At 66.6% G+C, this 18,189-nt stretch carries 14 protein-coding genes, 2 tRNA genes and 1 pseudogene; 7 read left to right on the forward strand and 10 right to left on the reverse strand.

Translation table 11 applies throughout. The features are described 5' to 3' along the window. Positions 1–206 precede the first annotated feature (206 nt). Positions 207–1,988, reverse strand: coding sequence for a signal peptide peptidase SppA (gene sppA / locus AC07N1_RS24650; RefSeq protein WP_494674188.1), 1,782 nt, complete (start codon positions 1,986–1,988; stop codon positions 207–209). A 237-nt stretch (positions 1,989–2,225) separates the two neighbouring features. Beyond that, positions 2,226–2,302, reverse strand: a tRNA-Pro gene (locus AC07N1_RS24655). A 186-nt stretch (positions 2,303–2,488) separates the two neighbouring features. Here AC07N1_RS24655 and AC07N1_RS24660 point away from each other — a divergent pair. After that, positions 2,489–2,562, forward strand: a tRNA-Gln gene (locus tag AC07N1_RS24660). Between the two features lie 384 nt (positions 2,563–2,946). After that, positions 2,947–3,384, forward strand: a complete 438-nt coding sequence (locus tag AC07N1_RS24665) for a Ros/MucR family transcriptional regulator (protein WP_110120897.1) — start codon at positions 2,947–2,949, stop codon at positions 3,382–3,384. A gap of 62 nt (positions 3,385–3,446) precedes the next feature. Here AC07N1_RS24665 and AC07N1_RS24670 read toward each other — a convergent pair whose 3' ends face one another. The 4 genes from AC07N1_RS24670 to AC07N1_RS24685 form a co-directional block, all read right to left on the reverse strand. After that, a complete protein-coding gene (locus AC07N1_RS24670; RefSeq protein ID WP_494674189.1) occupies positions 3,447–4,838 on the reverse strand; it encodes a hypothetical protein in 1,392 nt (463 codons plus the stop codon). 78 nt (positions 4,839–4,916) lie between these two features. Next, a complete protein-coding gene (locus AC07N1_RS24675) occupies positions 4,917–5,285 on the reverse strand; it encodes a hypothetical protein (protein WP_494674190.1) in 369 nt (122 codons plus the stop codon). A gap of 49 nt (positions 5,286–5,334) precedes the next feature. Further along, positions 5,335–5,889: a GNAT family N-acetyltransferase gene (locus AC07N1_RS24680; RefSeq protein WP_494674191.1), complete on the reverse strand. Its 555-nt coding sequence runs from the start codon at positions 5,887–5,889 to the stop codon at positions 5,335–5,337. Between the two features lie 114 nt (positions 5,890–6,003). Next, positions 6,004–8,184: a S9 family peptidase gene (locus AC07N1_RS24685; protein ID WP_494674192.1), complete on the reverse strand. Its 2,181-nt coding sequence runs from the start codon at positions 8,182–8,184 to the stop codon at positions 6,004–6,006. A 103-nt stretch (positions 8,185–8,287) separates the two neighbouring features. Between AC07N1_RS24685 and AC07N1_RS24690 the strand changes: the two genes are divergently transcribed. Beyond that, a complete protein-coding gene (locus AC07N1_RS24690) occupies positions 8,288–9,169 on the forward strand; it encodes a trypsin-like serine peptidase (RefSeq protein WP_494674193.1) in 882 nt (293 codons plus the stop codon). A gap of 79 nt (positions 9,170–9,248) precedes the next feature. Further along, positions 9,249–9,448: pseudogene (locus AC07N1_RS24695) on the forward strand (CsbD family protein). A 40-nt stretch (positions 9,449–9,488) separates the two neighbouring features. Here the strand turns inward: AC07N1_RS24695 and AC07N1_RS24700 are convergent. The 4 genes from AC07N1_RS24700 to AC07N1_RS24715 form a co-directional block, all read right to left on the reverse strand. Further along, a complete protein-coding gene (locus tag AC07N1_RS24700) occupies positions 9,489–9,938 on the reverse strand; it encodes a MaoC family dehydratase (protein WP_494674194.1) in 450 nt (149 codons plus the stop codon). A gap of 101 nt (positions 9,939–10,039) precedes the next feature. Then, on the reverse strand, positions 10,040–11,242 hold the full coding sequence (locus tag AC07N1_RS24705; protein ID WP_494674195.1) for a hypothetical protein: 1,203 nt from the start codon (positions 11,240–11,242) through the stop codon (positions 10,040–10,042). Between the two features lie 149 nt (positions 11,243–11,391). Next, entirely contained in the window at positions 11,392–12,411 is a 1,020-nt protein-coding gene (locus tag AC07N1_RS24710; RefSeq protein ID WP_494674196.1) for a nucleotidyltransferase family protein, read from the reverse strand. Positions 12,412–12,486: 75 nt separating this feature from the next. Further along, positions 12,487–14,025, reverse strand: coding sequence for an acyl-CoA synthetase (locus AC07N1_RS24715; RefSeq protein WP_494674197.1), 1,539 nt, complete (start codon positions 14,023–14,025; stop codon positions 12,487–12,489). 202 nt (positions 14,026–14,227) lie between these two features. Between AC07N1_RS24715 and AC07N1_RS24720 the strand changes: the two genes are divergently transcribed. The 3 genes from AC07N1_RS24720 (at position 14,228) to AC07N1_RS24730 (ending at position 18,027) form a co-directional block, all read left to right on the forward strand. Next, positions 14,228–15,565 (forward strand): cytochrome P450, encoded by a 1,338-nt coding sequence (locus AC07N1_RS24720; RefSeq protein WP_494674198.1) that lies wholly within the window; start codon positions 14,228–14,230, stop codon positions 15,563–15,565. Between the two features lie 235 nt (positions 15,566–15,800). After that, on the forward strand, positions 15,801–16,685 hold the full coding sequence (locus tag AC07N1_RS24725; RefSeq protein WP_494674199.1) for a crotonase/enoyl-CoA hydratase family protein: 885 nt from the start codon (positions 15,801–15,803) through the stop codon (positions 16,683–16,685). A gap of 130 nt (positions 16,686–16,815) precedes the next feature. Next, entirely contained in the window at positions 16,816–18,027 is a 1,212-nt protein-coding gene (locus tag AC07N1_RS24730; protein WP_492855053.1) for a DUF2336 domain-containing protein, read from the forward strand. The last annotated feature ends 162 nt before the right edge of the window (positions 18,028–18,189 follow it).

Below are 18,189 nucleotides of genomic sequence, written 5' to 3' on the forward strand. Positions count from 1 at the left end.
AAACAGGCCGATGTCTCGAAAGCTGAAACCGTCCCCCCACCGGCCTTCGGCCGCCTCCCCCAGAGGGGGAGGTTCGCCGCTCCAGATCCTCCCCCGTTGGGGGAGGTGGCCCGGAGGGCCGGAGGGGGCCGCCGCCAGGCGGTCGGCTCCAAAGAAAAAGGCCGCCCCTTTCGGAGCGGCCTTCGATCATCGAACCCGGGAGGGGCTCAGTGGATGGGGGTATCGGCCAGCACGCTGGCGCCTTGAGCCCGCAGGCGGGTCTTGGCCATCTCGTCGAGGATCGCCTGGGAGCGCGGGTCGCCCAGGACCCAGGCCGCGGCGGCCACGGTGCGCATCGAGGCCGAGCTGACGCCCAGGGCGCGTTCCAGGGCGTCGAACGGCGACTTGGGACCGCCCACCTTCTTCAAGCGCACGTCGCCCTTCAGGCCGGCCAGGGCCTTGGCCTTCTCGACGGCGTCGTAGAAGCCGCCCAGTTCGTCCACCAGGCCCAGTTCCTTGGCCTGGGCGCCGGTCCAGACGCGGCCCTTGGCGATCTCGCGCACGCGCGCCTGGGGCAGCTTGCGGCCCTCGGCGACGCGGGCGATGAAGCCGTCGTAGATATGGTCCATCCAGGCCGAGAAGCGGGCCTTCTGGTCGGCCGTGAAGCCCTCGCTGGTGCCGAAGGCGCCGGCGTAGTCGCCGCCGACCGTCACCTGGCGGGTGTCGACGCCGAAGCGCGACAGGGCCTCGCCCAGGGCGAACTTGCCGCCGAACACCCCGATCGAGCCCGTCAGGGTCGAGGGCTGGGCCACGATCGACGAGGCCTGGCTGCTGATCCAGTAGCCGCCCGAGGCCGCGTAGGTGCCCATGCTGACCACCACCGGCTTGCCGGCCGCCTTGGCCGCCCTGACGGCCGCCAGGATCTGCTCCGAAGCCGTGTCCGAGCCGCCGGGCGAGGAGACGCGGAAGACGATCGCCTTGACGTCCTTGTCGTCGATGGCGTCGTAGATCGCCTTGGCGGCTTCGTCCGAATAGATCGTGCTGTCGCCGCCGAAGGGCGAGGACTGGGCGGTCGAGCCGGTGACGATCGGGCCCTCGGCGCCGATCACGGCGATGGCCGGGCCGGTCTTGGACGCGTCCTTCTTGGAGCGCGAGGCGTAGTCGTCGAACTCGATCAGCTTGCCGCCCTTGCCGGCGCGGGCCAGCATCGCGTCCTGGGCTTCCTTGACCTGGCCGACCTTGTCGATCAGCCCCAGGCCTTGCGCCTGCTGGGCGCTGTAGGGGCCGGCCTGGATCGCCTTGATCAGGCGCGCCGGATCCAGCTTGCGGTCCTGGGCGGCGGCGGTGAGGGCGCTGGTGTAGACCGAGCCCATCCACGACAGGGTCGCCTCGCGGTGCGCCGGCGTGAAGTCGTCGTGCAGGTAGGGATTGACCGCGTTCTTGTATTCATAGCGCTGCTGGAAGTCGGCCTTGACGCCGTATTTGTCGAACAGGCGCTTGTAGAACATCGTCTCGCTGGACAGGCCCACGGCCTGCAGCGAGCTGTCGGGCTGCATCCAGAACTCGCTGGCGGCCGCGCCCAGGCGGTAGGTCGAGGTCGACATGCCCGAGGGATAGAGGCCCTGGCTGTGGGCGAAGATCGGTTTCTTGCCGACGGTGCGGAAGTGCTTGAAGGCCTGGCTCAGCTCGTCGGCCGAGGCCGGCGCGATCCCGCCTTCCGGCAGGCGCACCAGCACGCCCTTGACCTTGTCGTCGGTCTCGGCGCGGCGCAGCACCTCGATGACGTTCATCACCGAGCGGCCGCCGCCGCCGCCGAAGGCCGCGAACGGGTTCTGCGAGTCCTGGTCGGAGAGGCCGCCGCGCAGGTCCAGCTGCACCACCGACTGGGACGGCACGGGGGCGGGGCGGGCGGCGCCGGCCGCCAGCACGATCAGGATAAAGGGAACGCCGACGAGAAAGAGCACCAGTCCGACGAAGACGCCGGCCACGGTCATGAGAAATTGCTTCATCGGGGTCCCGTTGCGAAATCCAAAGCGCGACAGCCGAAAGTCTACGCGGTTTCGGCGGCTGTCGCGCGTCCACGCATGATGATCGCGACAGCCGACAGGATAAGCGCCTCAAGCGGTCGTCGCGTTCAATTCACGCCCAAGCTAACGACTGTCGCGACGCGGTCAAATGAACAGCGTGCAACCTGCGTCGCCTTGCGGCGGCTTCATGCAAATAAGGGATTTTCTCGGGAGAGAAGATGGTCGGAGTGGCAGGATTTGAACCTGCGACCCCTGCGTCCCGAACGCAGTGCTCTACCAGACTGAGCCACACTCCGACTTTCCAAGTCTGGCCGGCCGCGTGGTCGTGCTCGACTTGGGAGGCGGCTTATAGGAGGCGGTGAGGAGAGTCGCAAGCGTGAAAATGGACCCCAAAAAAGAATTTGGAGGGCGTTGCTTCCGTCCGAATCCTGAGCTATCTCCACCGCCTCGCCGCGGCCCACAGGGTCGGCAGCCGTTCCTGCTGGGGAATGGTGTAATGGTAACACTGCGGTTTTTGGTACCGTCATTCTAGGTTCGAGTCCTAGTTCCCCAGCCACTTCCTCCCTTATTTCTCAAAGATGACGCTTTTAACCGGGCGTTTGGCCGTCGGCCTGATCTGTGCGCCTGTCGGTCAGTGCACGGACGCCTCGCGCCTATGGTCGCGACGAATCTCCGAACATTTCTTCGCGCGGATTCATGTGCAGTGCGATGCGATTTGCCTTGGGTTTTCGCGCCCGCGAGAAGGTCGCCCTGGGTAAACTGCACTTGAACGTGTGCGCATGCGAAGCCGGCTATGGTTCCGCAGAACGATGCTCCTCATTGTTTCTACGAAATAAAGCCTGTTTTTGTGGAGCGTTGGCAGCGCTGCCGCGTATTTGTGTACTTGTAATTCCGTAGGGCGGGTGTATTTCCAAATTTAAAGTCATTGTGGAGTGACGCCGTGGAAGACAAAGCGACCCTGATCGAACTGACCGCCGAAATCGTGGCCAACTATGTGGCCAACAACACGACGTCGGTCTCTGACCTGCCGGCCTTGATTCGTGCGACGCACGACGCCCTTGCCGGAATTGGCTCTCCGGAAGCCCCGGTGGCCGAGACCGTTACCAAGGCTACTCCGGCCCAGATCCGTAAGAGCATCACGCCGGACGCCCTGATCAGCTTCGAAGACGGCAAGCCGTACAAGACTCTGAAGCGTCACCTGACCACCCACGGCATGACCGTGGCCGAATACAAGTCGAAGTGGGGCCTGCCGGCCGACTACCCGACGACCGCCCCGGCCTACAGCGAAGCCCGCTCGGCCATGGCCAAGGCCCTCGGCCTGGGTCAAGGCGGCCGCAAGGCCAAGGCCCCCGGCAAGGCTCGCGCCCGCAAGGCCTGATCCTTCGGTCCTTCGGAACATGAAAAGCCCCGCCGGCGACGGCGGGGCTTTTTGTTGTCTGCCTACCCGATCCGCAGGCGAACGAAGGCCATGCCGCCCGTCGGGTCGTCATAGCCCAGCGCCTCGGGCGCATCGTAGGCGCTGACCAGCCCGCCGATCCCGAACTTGACGCTGGGCGCGATGGCGAAGTCGCGGATCGCGCCCACCGACACGCGGCGGACCGTATAGGCCTCGCCCGAGTGCGAGCCGTGATGGTCGGCCAGCTCGTCCTGCTCCACCTGCTCGGCGCGGGCGAAGATCGTCCAGCGGTCGTTCGGCTTGATCGCGCCCTCGGCCAGCCAGGCCTGCAGGGCGTCGCCTGGGATCCGGTCCTTGCGCGACCAGGCCAGGGTGGCGCTGACCGAACCCTCCTTGCCCAGCGGCCGGGCGTAGAGCGCGCTGGCCGAGGCGCGGGCCTCGTCCTTGTCGGGATCCAGCGCCTCGGGGCTGTTGATCTTCGCCCAGCTGGTCTGCAGCGCCCAGTTCGGCGTCGGATTGTACGACAGGCGGGCCGAGACGCTGTCCAGCCGGCCGGTTTCGATGTCGAAGCGCTTCTGGTCGGGTTCACGGCCGCGGAAGGCGCTGGTCTCGATCTTCCAGGCGTCGTGCGAGAACCCGGCCGTGACCACGCCGAACGTGATGTGCGTCGAGTCGAACCAGTGGTGGCTGATCGGGGCTTCCGGGCTGTCCAGCGACGAGGCCCGGTGCATGAAGGCCGGCGGGCCGTAGGCGGGCGAGCCGGGCAGGCCGGCGTAGAGATAGACGTCCGACTTGTCGCCGACGCTCAGGCTGTAGCTGGCCGACAGCTCCATGAAGAGATCGTGCGGATGCTGGCGGTCGACCAGGGCGTGCTCGCCGTCGGCCGTCTCGCCCACGGCCATCAGCAGCGGATAGCCGCTCTTGCCCATGAACGGGTCGGGGCTGACCATGGCCTTGAAGCCCAGCATGCCCGGGCCGACCTGCCGCTGAGCCATGCCCATGAACATCCCGGCCGCGAAGGTCTTGGAGCCGCCGCGCGGTCCGCCCTGGTCGACATGGACGCCGTTCAGCAGGGCATGGCCCATCAGCATCCATTCGCCGCTGTGCTTCATGATCCCGAAGTTCGGCGTGGCGTCGGGCTGCCAGGCTGTGCCGCCGGCGTCGCGGGTCATGGAATAGGCGCCCAGCGGGCTGACCATCATGGGCGAGGTCATGTCCATGCCCGCGTGGTCGTCGTCCATCGGCTGGTCGGTCTCGGGCATCGCCATGTGGTGGCCCGCGTGCGGATCGGCCGGCGGTTCGGCTTCGACCGGCGCCGCCTGGGCGGGCATGGCGTGGCCGGTATGATCCTGGGCGAAGGCGGCGGTGGCGAGCGTCAGGCTCGCGATCGTGCACGCGCCGGCCAGCAGCCGCGCGCGGAAGGAGAGGGCGGTCATGGGACTGCCTTTCTTGGGAACTGTGATCGTAAGACGTTTTGAGGAAAGGCGCGCCTGCATCGGCGCGCGGTCTTGCGATCAGGCGCGCGGAGGGCGCGGCTCCGGCGCGGCGTTCAGGCCGTCGAGCGACTGGCTGAGGGCGGAGAACTCCACGGCGCCGGCGGTCCGCGAGGCCAGTTCGCCGGCGGCGACGCGCTGGCCGGCCGGCAGGCAGCCGACGCAGCAGCTGGTCGCCATCGCGCCGGGCTTGGACTTGTGGTCGGCGTCCTTGTCGGCGGGGGCGCGCTCGGCGGCGTCCCCCTCCATGGCGCCCATCTCCATGCCGTCCATCGCCATCTCGTGGCAGGCGGGCATGGCCGAGGCCTGGGCCGGCGCGGCGCGCATGATCCCGCCGGCGGCGAAAGCCACCGCGATCAGGGCCAGAAGAAGGAGGCGAAGCCCGCGCATAGTCGGGAAACTAGGGATGGTCGCGACGCGGCGCAACCATCCCGCAATGTCACACGCCGCTCAGCGACAGTCCGGGCGCGTCCGGAGGCGTGTCGCCGCCGCCGTTCAGCGGCAGCTGCATCCAGACCAGATCCACCCAGCGGCCGAACTTGTAGCCCATGGCCGGGAACACGCCCTTGTGCTCGAAACCCAGCGAAGCATGCACGCCGATCGAGGCGGCGTTGCCGCTGTCGCCGATCACCGCGCAGATCTGGCGCAGGCCCAGGCCCTCGCAGATCTCGATCAGGGCCTTGAGCAGCGCCTTGCCGACGCCCTTTCCGGCCGCGTCGGGGGCGACATAGATGCTGTCCTCGACGGTGTAGCGATAGGCCGCCCGCAGCCGGAACGGGCCGGCATAGGCGTAGCCCAGCACCTTTCCGTCCTGCTCGGCGACCAGATAGGGCAGGCCGCGATCGAGGAAGGCCGCGCGCCGACGGGCCATCTCGGCCTCGTCGGGTGGAACCTCCTCGAAGGTGCCCAGGCCGTTGAGCACGTTCCAGCCGTAGATGGCCGTGATCGCGGAGACGTCGGCGTCGGTGGAGGGGCGGATGATGAGTTCGGACATGTGGGAAGACCCCCTCAGTCGGCTTCGCCGACAGCTCCCCCAAAGGGGGAGCATCTACGCAATCGGATCCTGCCCCTCTGGGGGAGGTGGCCCAGAGGGCCGAAGGGGGAAGGCCTAGGCCTTCCAGCCCTTGTCGACCGCCCACACCGCGAAGGCGTAGTCGAGCGCGATCTCCTTGAGGAAGTCGAAGCGGCCCGAGGCGCCGCCGTGACCGGCTTCCATGTTGATCTTCAGCAGGATCGGATCGCCGCTGGTCGTGTGCTCGCGCAGCTTGGCCGCCCACTTCTCGGGCTCCCAGTAGGTGACCCGGGGATCCGACAGGCCGCCGGTGGCCAGCACGGCCGGGTAGGCCTTGGCGGTCACGTTGTCGTACGGCGAATAGCTGGCGATGTAGTCGTAGGCCTCCTTGTCCTCCAGCGGATTGCCCCATTCGGGCCACTCCGGCGGGGTCAGCGGCAGGGAGGTGTCGCTCATGGTGTTGAGCACGTCGACGAACGGCACCGCCCCGATGATCCCGGCCCACAGGTCGGGCCGCAGGTTGGTGATCGCGCCCATCAGCATGCCGCCGGCCGAGCCGCCGTAGGCCACCGTGCGGCCCGCCGCGCCGTAGCCGGCCGCGTGCAGGTGCTCGGCGCTGGCGATGAAGTCGGTGAAGGTGTTCTTCTTCTTGAACTTCTTGCCGTCCAGGAACCAGCCGTAGCCCTTTTCCGAGCCGCCGCGCACGTGGGCGATGGCCCAGATCCAGCCGCGGTCGACCAGGCTGAAGTTGCGGATCGAGAACGACGGATCCATCGACATGCCGTAGCTGCCGTAGCCGTAGAGCAGCAGCGGCGCCTTGCCGTCGAGCTTGACGTCCTTCTTCATCAGCACGGTCACCGGCACCTGCGCGCCGTCCGGCGCCTTCGCATAGAGGCGCTTGGTCACGTACTTCGACGGATCGTGGCCCGAGGGGATCTCCTGGGTCTTGCGCAGCGCCTTGTCGCCGGTGCGCATGTCGTAGTCGAACCACTGCCGGGGCGTGGTCGGCGACTGGTAGACGTAGCGCAGGGTCGGGGTGTCGAACTCGTAGCCGCCCTCGACGCTCAGCACATAGGCCTGCTCGTCGACGACGATCGGCTTTTCAGCCTTGGTCGCGCGGTCGGTGATGACGATGCGGGTGTTGGCGTTGACCCGCTCGACCCGGACCAGATGCTCCTTGTAGGCGGCGTGGCCGGTGATGAAGGTCCCCGGCTTGTGCGGCACGAAGTCCTTCCAGTGGGCGCGGCCCGGATTGTCGACCGGAGCCTCGACCAGCTTGAAGTCGATGGCGTCGTCGGCGTTGGTCAGGATGACGAACTTGCCGTCCCAGTGCTCGACCGAATAGCGCAGCCCCGGCGTGCGGGGCTCGACGGCTTTCGGCTTGGCGGCGACGTCGCCGGCCGGGATCAGCAGGGTTTCCGACGTCTCGTGGTCGCCGGCGCTGATGACGATGAAGGCGTCAGAGCCGGTGATACTGACGCTGACGAAGAAGCCGTCGTCGGGCTCGTCATAAACGAGCACGTCGTCCTTCAGCCCGCCGCGCGCGGGGCGGCGATAGATCTTGTCGGAACGGCCGTTGTCGTCGCGGTGGGTCCAGAACAGCCACTGGCTGTCCGGCGAGAAGGTGAAGTCGCCGGTGCTGCTCTCGACCGGTTCGGCCAGGATCTGTCCCGTGGCCAGGTCCTTGACGTAGATCTTGAAGACTTCCGAGCCCTGCGCGTCCTCGGCATAGGCGAACAGCTTGTGGTCGGGGCTGTGCTCGGCGGCCGCCACCTGGCTGTAGGCCTTGCCCTTGGCCAGGGCGTCGCTGTCGAGCAGCACCTCCTCGCCGTCGGTCTTTCCGCGAGCCCGGCGTGCATAGATCGGATGCTGGCCGCCGATGGCGAAGCGCGAATAGTAGTCAAAGGGACCATCAGGGGCGGGGACCGAGGAGTCGTCCTCCTTGATGCGGCCCTTCATCTCCTCGAACATCGCCTTCTGCAGGTCCTCGGTGGGGGCCAGCATCGCCTTGACGTAGGCGTTCTCGGCGGTGAGGTGCTCCTTGACCTCGGCCTTGACCAGGCTGGGGTCGCGCAAAACCTTCTGCCAGTTGTCGTCCTTCATCCAGGCGTAGTCGTCGACCCGCACGCGCCCCAGCTGCTCGATGCGCTTGGGGACCTTCTTGGCGACGGGCGGAACGGGCTTGGCGGTGGCGGACATGGAACTCCCGGGGATCAGGACGGCGGACGAGGAGGCGGCGACGGCGGCAGCGCTCGTCATCATTTCGCGCCGGTTCATGGACAGATTCCCCCTCGGATGCGTCAGAACGCCAACTTGTTGCGGCGGGCGCCTCTGGTCAAACTCTTACGGCGTCAAAGGTTGAATCGGAGACGAGGCGTTCATGGCTTGGGACCTGTCGGTCGATCTGATCCAGGCGACGGTGCAGCTCGAGCAGCCGCTCGCCGACGGCTCGCGCACGGTCGGCACCGGTTTCCTCATTGAGGACCCGACGCCCGAGGGGCGTCCGCGCACCATCCTGGTCACCGCCGCCCACGTCTTCGACAAGATGCCTTCGGTCTCGGCCAAGATCGGCTATCGCGTGCAGGGGACGGACGGCGTCTGGCGCTATGACCCCCGCACCCTGAAGATCCGCGACGGCGACCATCCGCTGTGGATCAAGCATCCCAGCCGCGACGTCGCCGCCATCGAGGTCGAGGCCCCGCCGGAATTCGCCAAGGCCGCCATCCCGCTGGCCTGGCTGGCCCAGGACGACACCTTCAACAAGTACAGCCTGGGCCCCGGCGACGAGATGATGGCGCTGGGCTTCCCGCGCGGCCTGTCGGCCAACACCGCGGGCTTCCCGATCCTGCGCTCGGGCCGGGTGGCTTCGTATCCGCTGGCGCCGGCCAGCGTGTTCCCGACCTTCCTGATGGACTTCTCGGTGTTCCCCGGCAATTCGGGCGGGCCGGTGTTCATGGCCGAGGGCGCGCGCCGCCGGCCGGGCTCGACCGAAAGCCAGGAAGTGCAGTTCGTGGCCGGCATGCTGACCCAGCAGGTCGAGCTGTCGGGCGAGCGCCTGGAGATCGGCATCGTCACCCACGCCAAATATATTCGCGAGACCGTGGCCCTGCTCGACAAGGCCGCCGGCCCGCCGGTGATCCAGGCCGCGCCGGCCAAGCCCGCCACCCAGGCGAAGGCCCTGCCTACGCCGGCGGCGTCCCAAGGAACCGCGCAAGGCGTGGTCGGGGTCCAGGCCGTGGCAGTGACCGGCTACAACCGCTGACCTCGCTCCGGTCACGCTAGGAACCTTTGCTCCAAGGCCCCCGTTCGGATGGGGAGTTCAATTCCAGCAGGAGCAGACCATGAGCACCAATCGTGTCGAAGGCGCCGTTGACAAGGGCGTGGGCGCCGTCAAGGAAGCCGTAGGCAAGGCCACGGGCAACGAACGCCTGGAAGCCGAAGGCGCGGCCCAGAAGGTCAAGGGCGACGTCCAGAACAAGGTCGGCCAGGCCCAAGACAAGATCGGCGACGCCATCAAGCGCTAGGCTTGGTTCGAGCCTAGATGGACGAAGGCCCCGGGAGCGATCCCGGGGCCTTTCTTCTTACGCGCCGTAGATGATCGAGATGGTCTCGGCCACGCAGGCCGGGCGCTCCTCGCCCTCGATCTCGATGGTGCATTCGTTCTTCAGCTGCAGGCCGCCGGCCTTGGGCTCCACGGCCAGCAGCTTCTGGCGCATGCGCACCCGCTTGCCGACGCGGACCATGCCGGTGAACCGCACCTTGTCGCAGCCATAGTTGATGCCGCGCGTCACGCCGGTGACGTGAAGGATGCCCGCGCCCAGCATCGGGATCAGCGACAGGGTCAGATAGCCGTGGGCGATCGGCCCGCCGATCTCGCGGGTGGCCCGCTCGACGTCGATGTGAATCCACTGGTGGTCGCCGGTGGCTTCCGCGAACTGGTTGACCCGCTCCTGGCTGATCTCGACCCAGTCGGACACCCCGACCTCCTGGCCGACCAGGCTGCCGATGTCGGCGAAGGCGATCTCTTTCATGCGGCGTTCTCCCAAACGTTTGTTTGGAAGAGATCACGCGTTCCGACTTGGAACAACCCCTCCCCCTCGGATGAGGGGAAGGGGAGCAACGGCATCGGAAATCAACTAGCGAAGTCAGTTCGGCAAGCTGTTTCCATCGTTTCCCATTCGGGAGATGGCCCTGACGTCTGATTGGCGAGTTTTTCGTAGGCTTCGATGATGGATTTTCGTAGAGCGACGGTTCTTTTGTCGCCGCCATTTAGTCCGTTTGCGAACGCTCCCCAATCGTCCGCGCTTTTCGTTTTTAGTACGTCTACAAGCAGGTCGGGATCGAAGTTGGTGGGAGGGTTTGCCATGATGGCAATGAGGCCGCCAAAGATAGCGCCGCCATGATTGAGCTTTTGATCGGGAAAAGCTTCAGCCATGCTTGCTAGGGCGGCGGATGCCATTTCTGGGCCAAACCGCCGAATAGCTTTGGCGATAGATGATGTGAACGCAACTTCGCCAGGACGCCAAGCGGTCGCGGAAGTATTGCGTGCAATCTTGAAGCCAACGCTCGTGACGATTTGTTTCATTTCAAGTGCGTCTTCGTCGGAAGCCGCTAGTGCTGCGAAATAATCATCTAGGCGATTCATCGGCTTACGGGCACGATTAGCGATTATGAACATTCGTGCCTCCTCTTCACGGCTGGCATATCGAAAGATGCAGCAGGGGAGTTGAGGAATATCGCCGCGTTTTAAGGCTGCCATCCATCTGTGTTGGCCGTCGATGATCACTAGGGTCTCATCAGAGCGTCGAGCAACCACAAGGGGTGCGCACAACCGCCAATCGAACTTGGCGGCAATGCCGGCAATTAGGCGGCGCGAAGCGGCATTGTCTGTGGTGCGCTGATACGTTTCATCAACAGACAATCTATCGAGATGCACCCATTCAATGGAAGGAAGTGAGCCAATGGCCGGCGCATATCGATGGGCGGTCGGTGCTGCCTTTGTGGTTTTGCTTCTTTTGGGAGTGACATGGTTCCCAAACTGGTAAGTTTTGCCTGGGCCAATCGCTGTAATCGACGGCCTGGAAAATGTTTTTAGCTCTGTAATGAGCTCAGAGAGGTCCTCAGCAGAGCGCACCCAAAACGCACCTCTTTGTTCCACAATGATATTTCCAGGATGGACGCGCGCCAATCCAAGTGTGGTGTTTAAGGCGAATGTACCATTTGGCTCAAAACTGATGGCGTGTTCCTGGCGGATCCATTCTGGTAGGGAAGGTCCGTCATGGCGCCAAATGCGAATATCGTGATCGTGCAGTCCAGCAATCGGAAGGTAATTCATTTTTATATCCTCCGTATTCAGCAGCAGTTCGGCTGTTGATCGAGGGAAAATGAACGTTGGTAAAAATGCCTATGTGACAGTCAGTTGTTTGTTTTGCGTCAGGGCGATTTTGCATTGCTAGTCGGGTTTATTCAACTTCGTCCCACGAACTAAAAAGGGATTTCGAGCGTCGCCCGCGCGTCGTCGGGCAACAGGCCGACCGCTTCGTCCAGCAGCTTCCGCCACGCTTCGCCCCGCCCGCGCGCTTCGGCATAGGCGTCACGCAGAGCGTAGGGATCGTCTTCGGCCAGGGCGCGGATCAGGGTTAGGGCCTGTTCGACGTCCTTGCGGCGTTTGGGGTTGGCCTGGCTGCGCTTGCGCGAGACGATCAGCTTATGGACCGCGTAGCGGGCGGGCGCCGGTACGCGAACCAGGACGCCGTCGTCATGGAGCGCGGCGGCTTCCACAGTGTCGCGCAGCAGGAAGTCGAGAAAGCGCAGGGGCGTGGCGTCGGTGTTCGGGGCGACGAGACGCGAGGTCTCCTCGTCGGCCGCGTGCCGGCTGGTCGTCAGCACATCGACCGCATAGCCGTCGGGCGTCCGATAGGCGGTGCTCTTGCCTCGGTCGAGCTTGGGCACGGGCGAAAAGGCCGGATCCGCGGCTCGAAGCACGTCGATAAACGGCCTGTCCAGACCGTCGTCTATGGCCATGGAAATCCCGTAGTCCTGGGCGATATCGAGATCGCCGGTGCGCACGGCCTGGGCGGGCAGGCTGAAGCCCAGCAAGGCGCCGTACGTCTGGAAAGCTACCGTGCCGACCACGGCGGCGCGCAGCCGGAATACGCCGGCTTTGTTCAACGCCTGGAGGACGCGGCCCGAACGCTGGTCGGGCGCATGCAGCCCCGCGGCCCGCAGCGCCCGCACGATCTGGCGTCGTCCGTCCGCGGCGCTGTTGAGGGTCTTGGCCGTTTCCATGGCGGCGAGCAGTTCGGGCGTCTCGGGGCCGAGATATCGCTCCGTCCGTTCGCCTCGCACTTGCCGGGAGCGAACGTACCAATAGGGGCGACCGCCGCGTTCGCGGCGCAGGAAGCTGGCGCCGTCGCCATATTCGCTGATCTGGGCCGCACGAAGCTGGTCGATCAGATCGGCGACATTGGTGTGGATCGCCAGGGGAAGGCGCTGCACGCTCACGGAAAAGATCCTTGCCACCACCTTCATTAAGGTGGTGGCAAAATATCAAAAAATCAACTTTCTAGTGATTTAAAATCACACGATCCGTCCCTCGCCCTTGCCCCAGTACGCGTCCCGCACCAGCCGCTTGTAGAGCTTCCCCGTCGAATGCCTGGGCAGTTCGCGGACGAAGTCGACCTGGCGCGGAGCCTTCACGTGGCTGAGGTTGTCGCGGGTGAAGGCCAGGAGTTCGGCGGCCAGGTCCGGGCCGGCGTCGTCCCAGTCGAGGGGCTGGATCACCGCCACGACCTTCTCGCCCATCTCCTCGTCGGGCGCGCCGACCACGGCGGCGTCGGCTACGCGGGGGTGGGTGATCAGCAGGTTCTCGATCTCCTGCGGATAGATGTTCACCCCGCCGGAGATGATCATGAAGCTCTTGCGGTCGGTCAGGTAGAGATAGCCGTCCTCGTCGGCCCAGCCGACGTCGCCCAGCGTCGTCCAGCCGTGCTTGTTGTAGCTCTCGGCCGTCTTTTCCGGGGCGTTGTGGTAGGTCACGGCCGGACCGTTGGCGAAGTAGACGACGCCCTCGGCGCGGGCGGGCAGGGGATCGCCGGCCTCGTCGCATATGCGCAGCTCGCCCAGCGCCGCCTGGCCCACCGAACCGCGCCGCTCCAGCCAGTTTCCGCTGTCGATCCAGCAGAAGCCGTTGCCCTCGGTGCCGGCGTAGTACTCGTAGATCACCGGACCCCACCAGCCGATCATCTGTTCCTTGACCGGGATCGGGCAGGGCGCGGCGGCGTGGATCGCCGACTTCATGCTGGAGACGTCGTACTTCGTCCGCACAGCCTCCGGCAGCTTCAGCATCCGCACGAAATGGGTCGGCACGAACTGGCCGCAGGTGGCGCGGTGCTGCTCGATCAGGGCCAGCGCCGTCTCGGGATCGAACTTTTCCATCACCACGACCGTGCCGCCCAGCTTGTGCACGCTCATGCACCAGCGCAGCGGGGCGGCGTGATAGAGCGGGGCGGGCGAGAGATAGACGCTGTCGCCGTCCAGCTTGAAGAGGTGCTGGGCCATCATCTGCAGGGCCGTCGGCGCGTCGATCGGCGCGCCGTTCAGGGCCGGCTTTACGCCCTTTGGCCGCCCTGTGGTGCCCGACGAATAGAGCATGTCCGAGCCCGAGGTCTCGTCGGCGACCGGCGTGGCGGGCATGGCCGCGCGCTCGGCGTCGAAATCGCCGTAGGGCGCCAGAGCGCCATCCACCCGCAGCAGGGCGACGCCTGGGATCGACGGCGCAAGGGCCTGGGCGACGGCGTCCAGCGCCGGTCCGGCGATCAGCGCCTTGGCCCCGCAATCCTTGACGATGTATTCGACCTCGGGCGCGGTCAGCTTGGTCGAGACGCAGGTGAAATAGAGCCCGGCCCGCTGGGCCGCCCAGGCGATCTCCAGGTAGCGCGGATGGTTGTCGAGCAGGATGGCCACCACGTCGCCGACGCCCAGGCCCATCGCGCGGAACAGCTGGGCCCCCTGGTTTGAGCGGTCGTCGAGGTCTCGATAGGTCACCGTCTCGCCCGAGCCGGCCATCACGAAGGCGGGCTTGTCGGGCTGGGTTAGGGCATGGACGCTCGGATGCATGGACCCTCCAGGGCCGTCCCGCCAAGGCGAGCACGGCCGTTTCTCTCCCTGAGACCGTCCGCGTGTTCCCGCGTGATCGGCGTTCATCTGGAGCATGCGTCAGCTGTGAACTGTCGCGCAAGTTGCCGTAGGGGCGCCGTTGGCGGCGACGCCATACTGGGTGATCGTGCGGCAAAAGAACGATGTTCAACGGGAGGCGCGCATGGAACTGATCAGCCAGACGGCGGTGGACGGACGGCCGGGACCGGCCGCCGCGCCGACCTATCCGACCCTCGAGGGCGTCGACCTCGCCGACATCTTCCGCTTCACCAAGGGCCAGCCCTTCGCCGACTTCGCGCGGATGCGGCGGGAAGCGCCGGTCATGTGGCACGCCGAGCCGTTCGGCGGGCCGGGCTTCTGGGCCGTCACCCGCCATGAGGATGTCATGCGGGTGAACGGCGACCCGGAGACCTTCTCGTCGCAGAAGGGCGGGATCCTGATGTCGATGGGACCGCCCGACAGGCGCCACGCCCTGTTGTTCCGGGCGACCATGGACACCATGATCAATCTCGACGCGCCGCATCACCTGCAGCTGCGCCGCGAGCACATGCCCTATTTCACCGCCGGCTACCTGCGGGGCCTGACAGAGAAGGTGAGGGGCGAGGTCACGCGGCTGCTCGACGAGATGGAGCCGCTGCTGGCCGGCGGCGCCGAGGTCGACATGGTCGAGCGGTTCTCGTCGATCCTGCCGCTGTTCACCCTGTGCGAGATCCTGGGCGTGCCGGCCGAGGACCGGGGCAGGTTCCTGCGCTGGATGCACTATCTGGAGCGCGCCCAGGACCTGGCCGTGCAGCAGGCCATGGCCCCGATCACCCCGACGCTGGAACTCATGCAGTTCGTGGCCGATTTCAACGAGAACATCGAGGAGATGTTCGACTACGGCCGCACCATGCTGCTGAAGCGCCGGGCCGACCCGCAAGCCGACCTGATGACCGCCATCGCCCGCGCCCAGGTGGACGGCGACCTGCTGGCCGACGAGTACCTGGACGGCTCGTGGCTGCTGATCGTGTTCGCCGGCAACGATACGACGCGCAACACGCTGTCGGGCGCGATGAAGCTGCTGACCGAGTTTCCCGAGCAGAAGCAGCGGCTGATCGACGATCCCTCGCTGCTGCCGGGCGCGGTGGACGAGTTCATCCGCATGGTCAGCCCGGTGATCTACATGCGCCGCACGGCGACGCGCGACGTCGAGGTGGCCGGCCAAGCGATCCGCGAGGGCGAGAAGGTGGTGATGTACTACGGCTCGGCCAACCGCGATCCGGAGGTCTTCGCCGATCCCGACCGCCTGGACGTGACCCGCGCCAACGCCGGCAAGCATGTGGCCTTCGGCTATGGCCCCCATACGTGCCTGGGCAAGCGCGTGGCCCAGATCCAGCTGGAGGAGGCCTATCGCCAGATCCTGGCGCGGTTCCCCGACCTGGAGTGGACGGGGAGCATGGAGGTCGCGGCGAACAATTTCGTGCATGCGATCAGCAAGCTGGGGGTGAGGCGGGTCGTTTAGTCCTTCTCCAAAAACCGCCGTCATCCCGGAAAGCCCGCAGGGCTTATCCGGGACCCAGGGGACTGGGCGCGGCGACTGGCTTGCCGGCTGCGATGGCCGCTGCCCTGCGCCGGCCCCTGGGTCCCGGCTCTCCGCTTCGCTGCGGCCGGGATGACGTGCGGAGGCGAGGGGGAGGGGTTGTGCATAGGCGGCAAGCGGCCATACGGTTGTTTAAAATCGCCCAGGGAGCCCCGCCATGTCGCAGCCCGCCTTCGAGACCCTGCTCTACGCCGTCGAGGACGGGATCGCGACGATCACCCTGAACCGGCCGGAGAAGCTGAACGCCTTCACCGCCCGGATGATGAAGGAGCTGATCGAGGTCTTCGACATCACCGACGCCGACGACGCGGTGAAGGTGGTGATCGTCACCGGCGCGGGCCGGGCCTTCTGCGCCGGCGCCGACCTGTCGAGCGGCGGGGCCACCTTCGACCGCACGTCCCCGCAGGCCCTGGAGCGCGAGGAGGGCAAGGTCGGCGACGTCTATCGCGACGGCGGCGGCCGGGTGACCCTGCGGATCTATGACAGTCTCAAGCCAGTGATCGCCGCCGTGAACGGCGCGGCCGTCGGCGTCGGGGCGACCATGCAACTGGCCATGGACATCCGCCTGGCCAGCGAGGACGCCAAGTTCGGCTTCGTGTTTGCGCGGCGGGGCATCACGCCGGAGGCCTGTTCTTCGTGGTTCCTGCCGCGGCTGGTTGGCCTGCAGACGGCGCTGGAGTGGTGCTACACCGGCCGGGTGTTCCCCGCCTCGGAGGCCAAGGAGCGCGGGTTCGTGCGCTCGCTGCACGCGCCTGACGACCTGCTGCCGGCGGCCAGGGCCCTGGCCCGCGAGATCGCCGACAATACCGCGCCTGTTTCGGTGGCCCTGACTCGACAGTTGCTCTGGCGCATGGCCGGGGCCGACCATCCGATGGAAGCTCACAAGGCCGACAGCCGGGCGATCCAGTCGCGCGGCGCTTCGGGCGACGCCAAGGAGGGGGTGACCTCGTTCCTGGAGAAGCGCCCGCCGGCCTATCCCAACCGCGTCTCGACCGACCTGCCCGACATCTGGCCGGAATGGGAGCCGCGACAATTTCGCTAATCCCCTGGCGAAGCCGAGCTTGAGGCCGCAAATTCTCCTGGCGGGAGAATCCTTGGCGCTTATTCGAAGTTAAAGACGTTTCCCGTCTAGTTTCGAATCCGGCGATGGGGGCTTCGCCGCCAGGAAGATCATGACCGACCCGATTTCGCCCTTCGCCAAGCCGATCGCCGTTCCGCCCAAGTCGCGCGCCGCCCTCTTGAAGCGGCTGGCCGACGTGGTCTGCCTGCCGGCCAGCCGGATCAACAATTTCGAGCGCGCCATGTGCGCCGACCTGCTGGTCGAGATGCTGCGCGAGGCGGTGGTCGAGGAGCGCGAGAAGGTCGCCCGGCGCCTGGCGACGCTGAGCGACATGCCGGGCTCGCTGGTGCGCCTGCTGCTGCGCGACGAGGTGATGGTAGCCCGGGCGCTGCTGGAGAACTCGCCCAACCTGTCGGACGCCGACCTGATCGACTGCCTGTACCACGCCAGCCAGGAGCACCGCCGGCTGATCGCCATCCGCCGCGGCGTGGGCGAAGTGGTGGCCGACGCCCTGGTCGACATGGGCGAGATTCCGGTGGTCGAGGCGCTGCTGCGCAACGACCTGGCGCGCTTCAGCCACCAGGGCGTCGAGAACGTCGTGGCCATGACGCGCGACAATCCGGGCCTGATCGCCCTGCTGCTCAAGCGCGCCGAGCTGCGGCCCAGCCATGCCTATGTGATGTTCTGGTGGGCCGACGCCGAGGCCCGGCGCACGATCCTCCAGCGCTTCGCCGTCTCGCGCGAGATCCTGCAGGACGCCGTCGGCGACGTCTTCGCCGTGGCCTCGGAGGAGGGCTGGCAGGACCCGCTGTCGAGAAAGGCGCTGCAGTTCATCGAGCGCCGGCAACGCAATCGGGCGGCCATCGCCAAGAGCCCGTTCGACAGCCTGGAGGACGCCGTCGCCGCGGCCCAGACCGGCCTGACCCGCGAGACGGCCGAGGAGATCTCGTACCTGGCCGGCCTCAAGCCGATGACCGGCGCTAAGATCTTCACCGATCCGGGCGGCGAGCCGATCGCCATCCTGTGCAAGGCCACCGGCCTGCCGCGCGCGGCGGTGCGGGCCCTGTGGCGCGGTCTGCGCCGGCCCGAGGCCGACGCCAACGGCGGACCCTCGCCTGGGCTGGAGCGGGTGCTGGGGGTGTTCGACGCCATCGCCGTCGACCGGGCCCAGACGGTGTTGCGCTACTGGAACTGGTCGCTCTCCTCGGCCCTGACTCCGGCCCTGCTGAAGGCCATCCGCGACGGCGACACCGACGCCATCGACGAATATTCGGTGCCGCAGCGAGCGGCGATGCTGGCCTTGTCGCGGGACTTCGGGCGCTAGGATCCTTTCCCCCTTGCGGAACCTCCCCCTCTGGGGGAGGCGATCGCGTAGCGATCGGAGGGGGGAGTTGGTGCGGGATCCGCCGACGCCTCGAAAGCTGAAACCGTCCCCCCACCGGCCTTCGGCCGCCTCCCCCACGGGGGGAGGTTCCGCTGCGCGGAC

Source organism: Caulobacter sp. GW821-FHT09B11 (assembly GCF_059418205.1).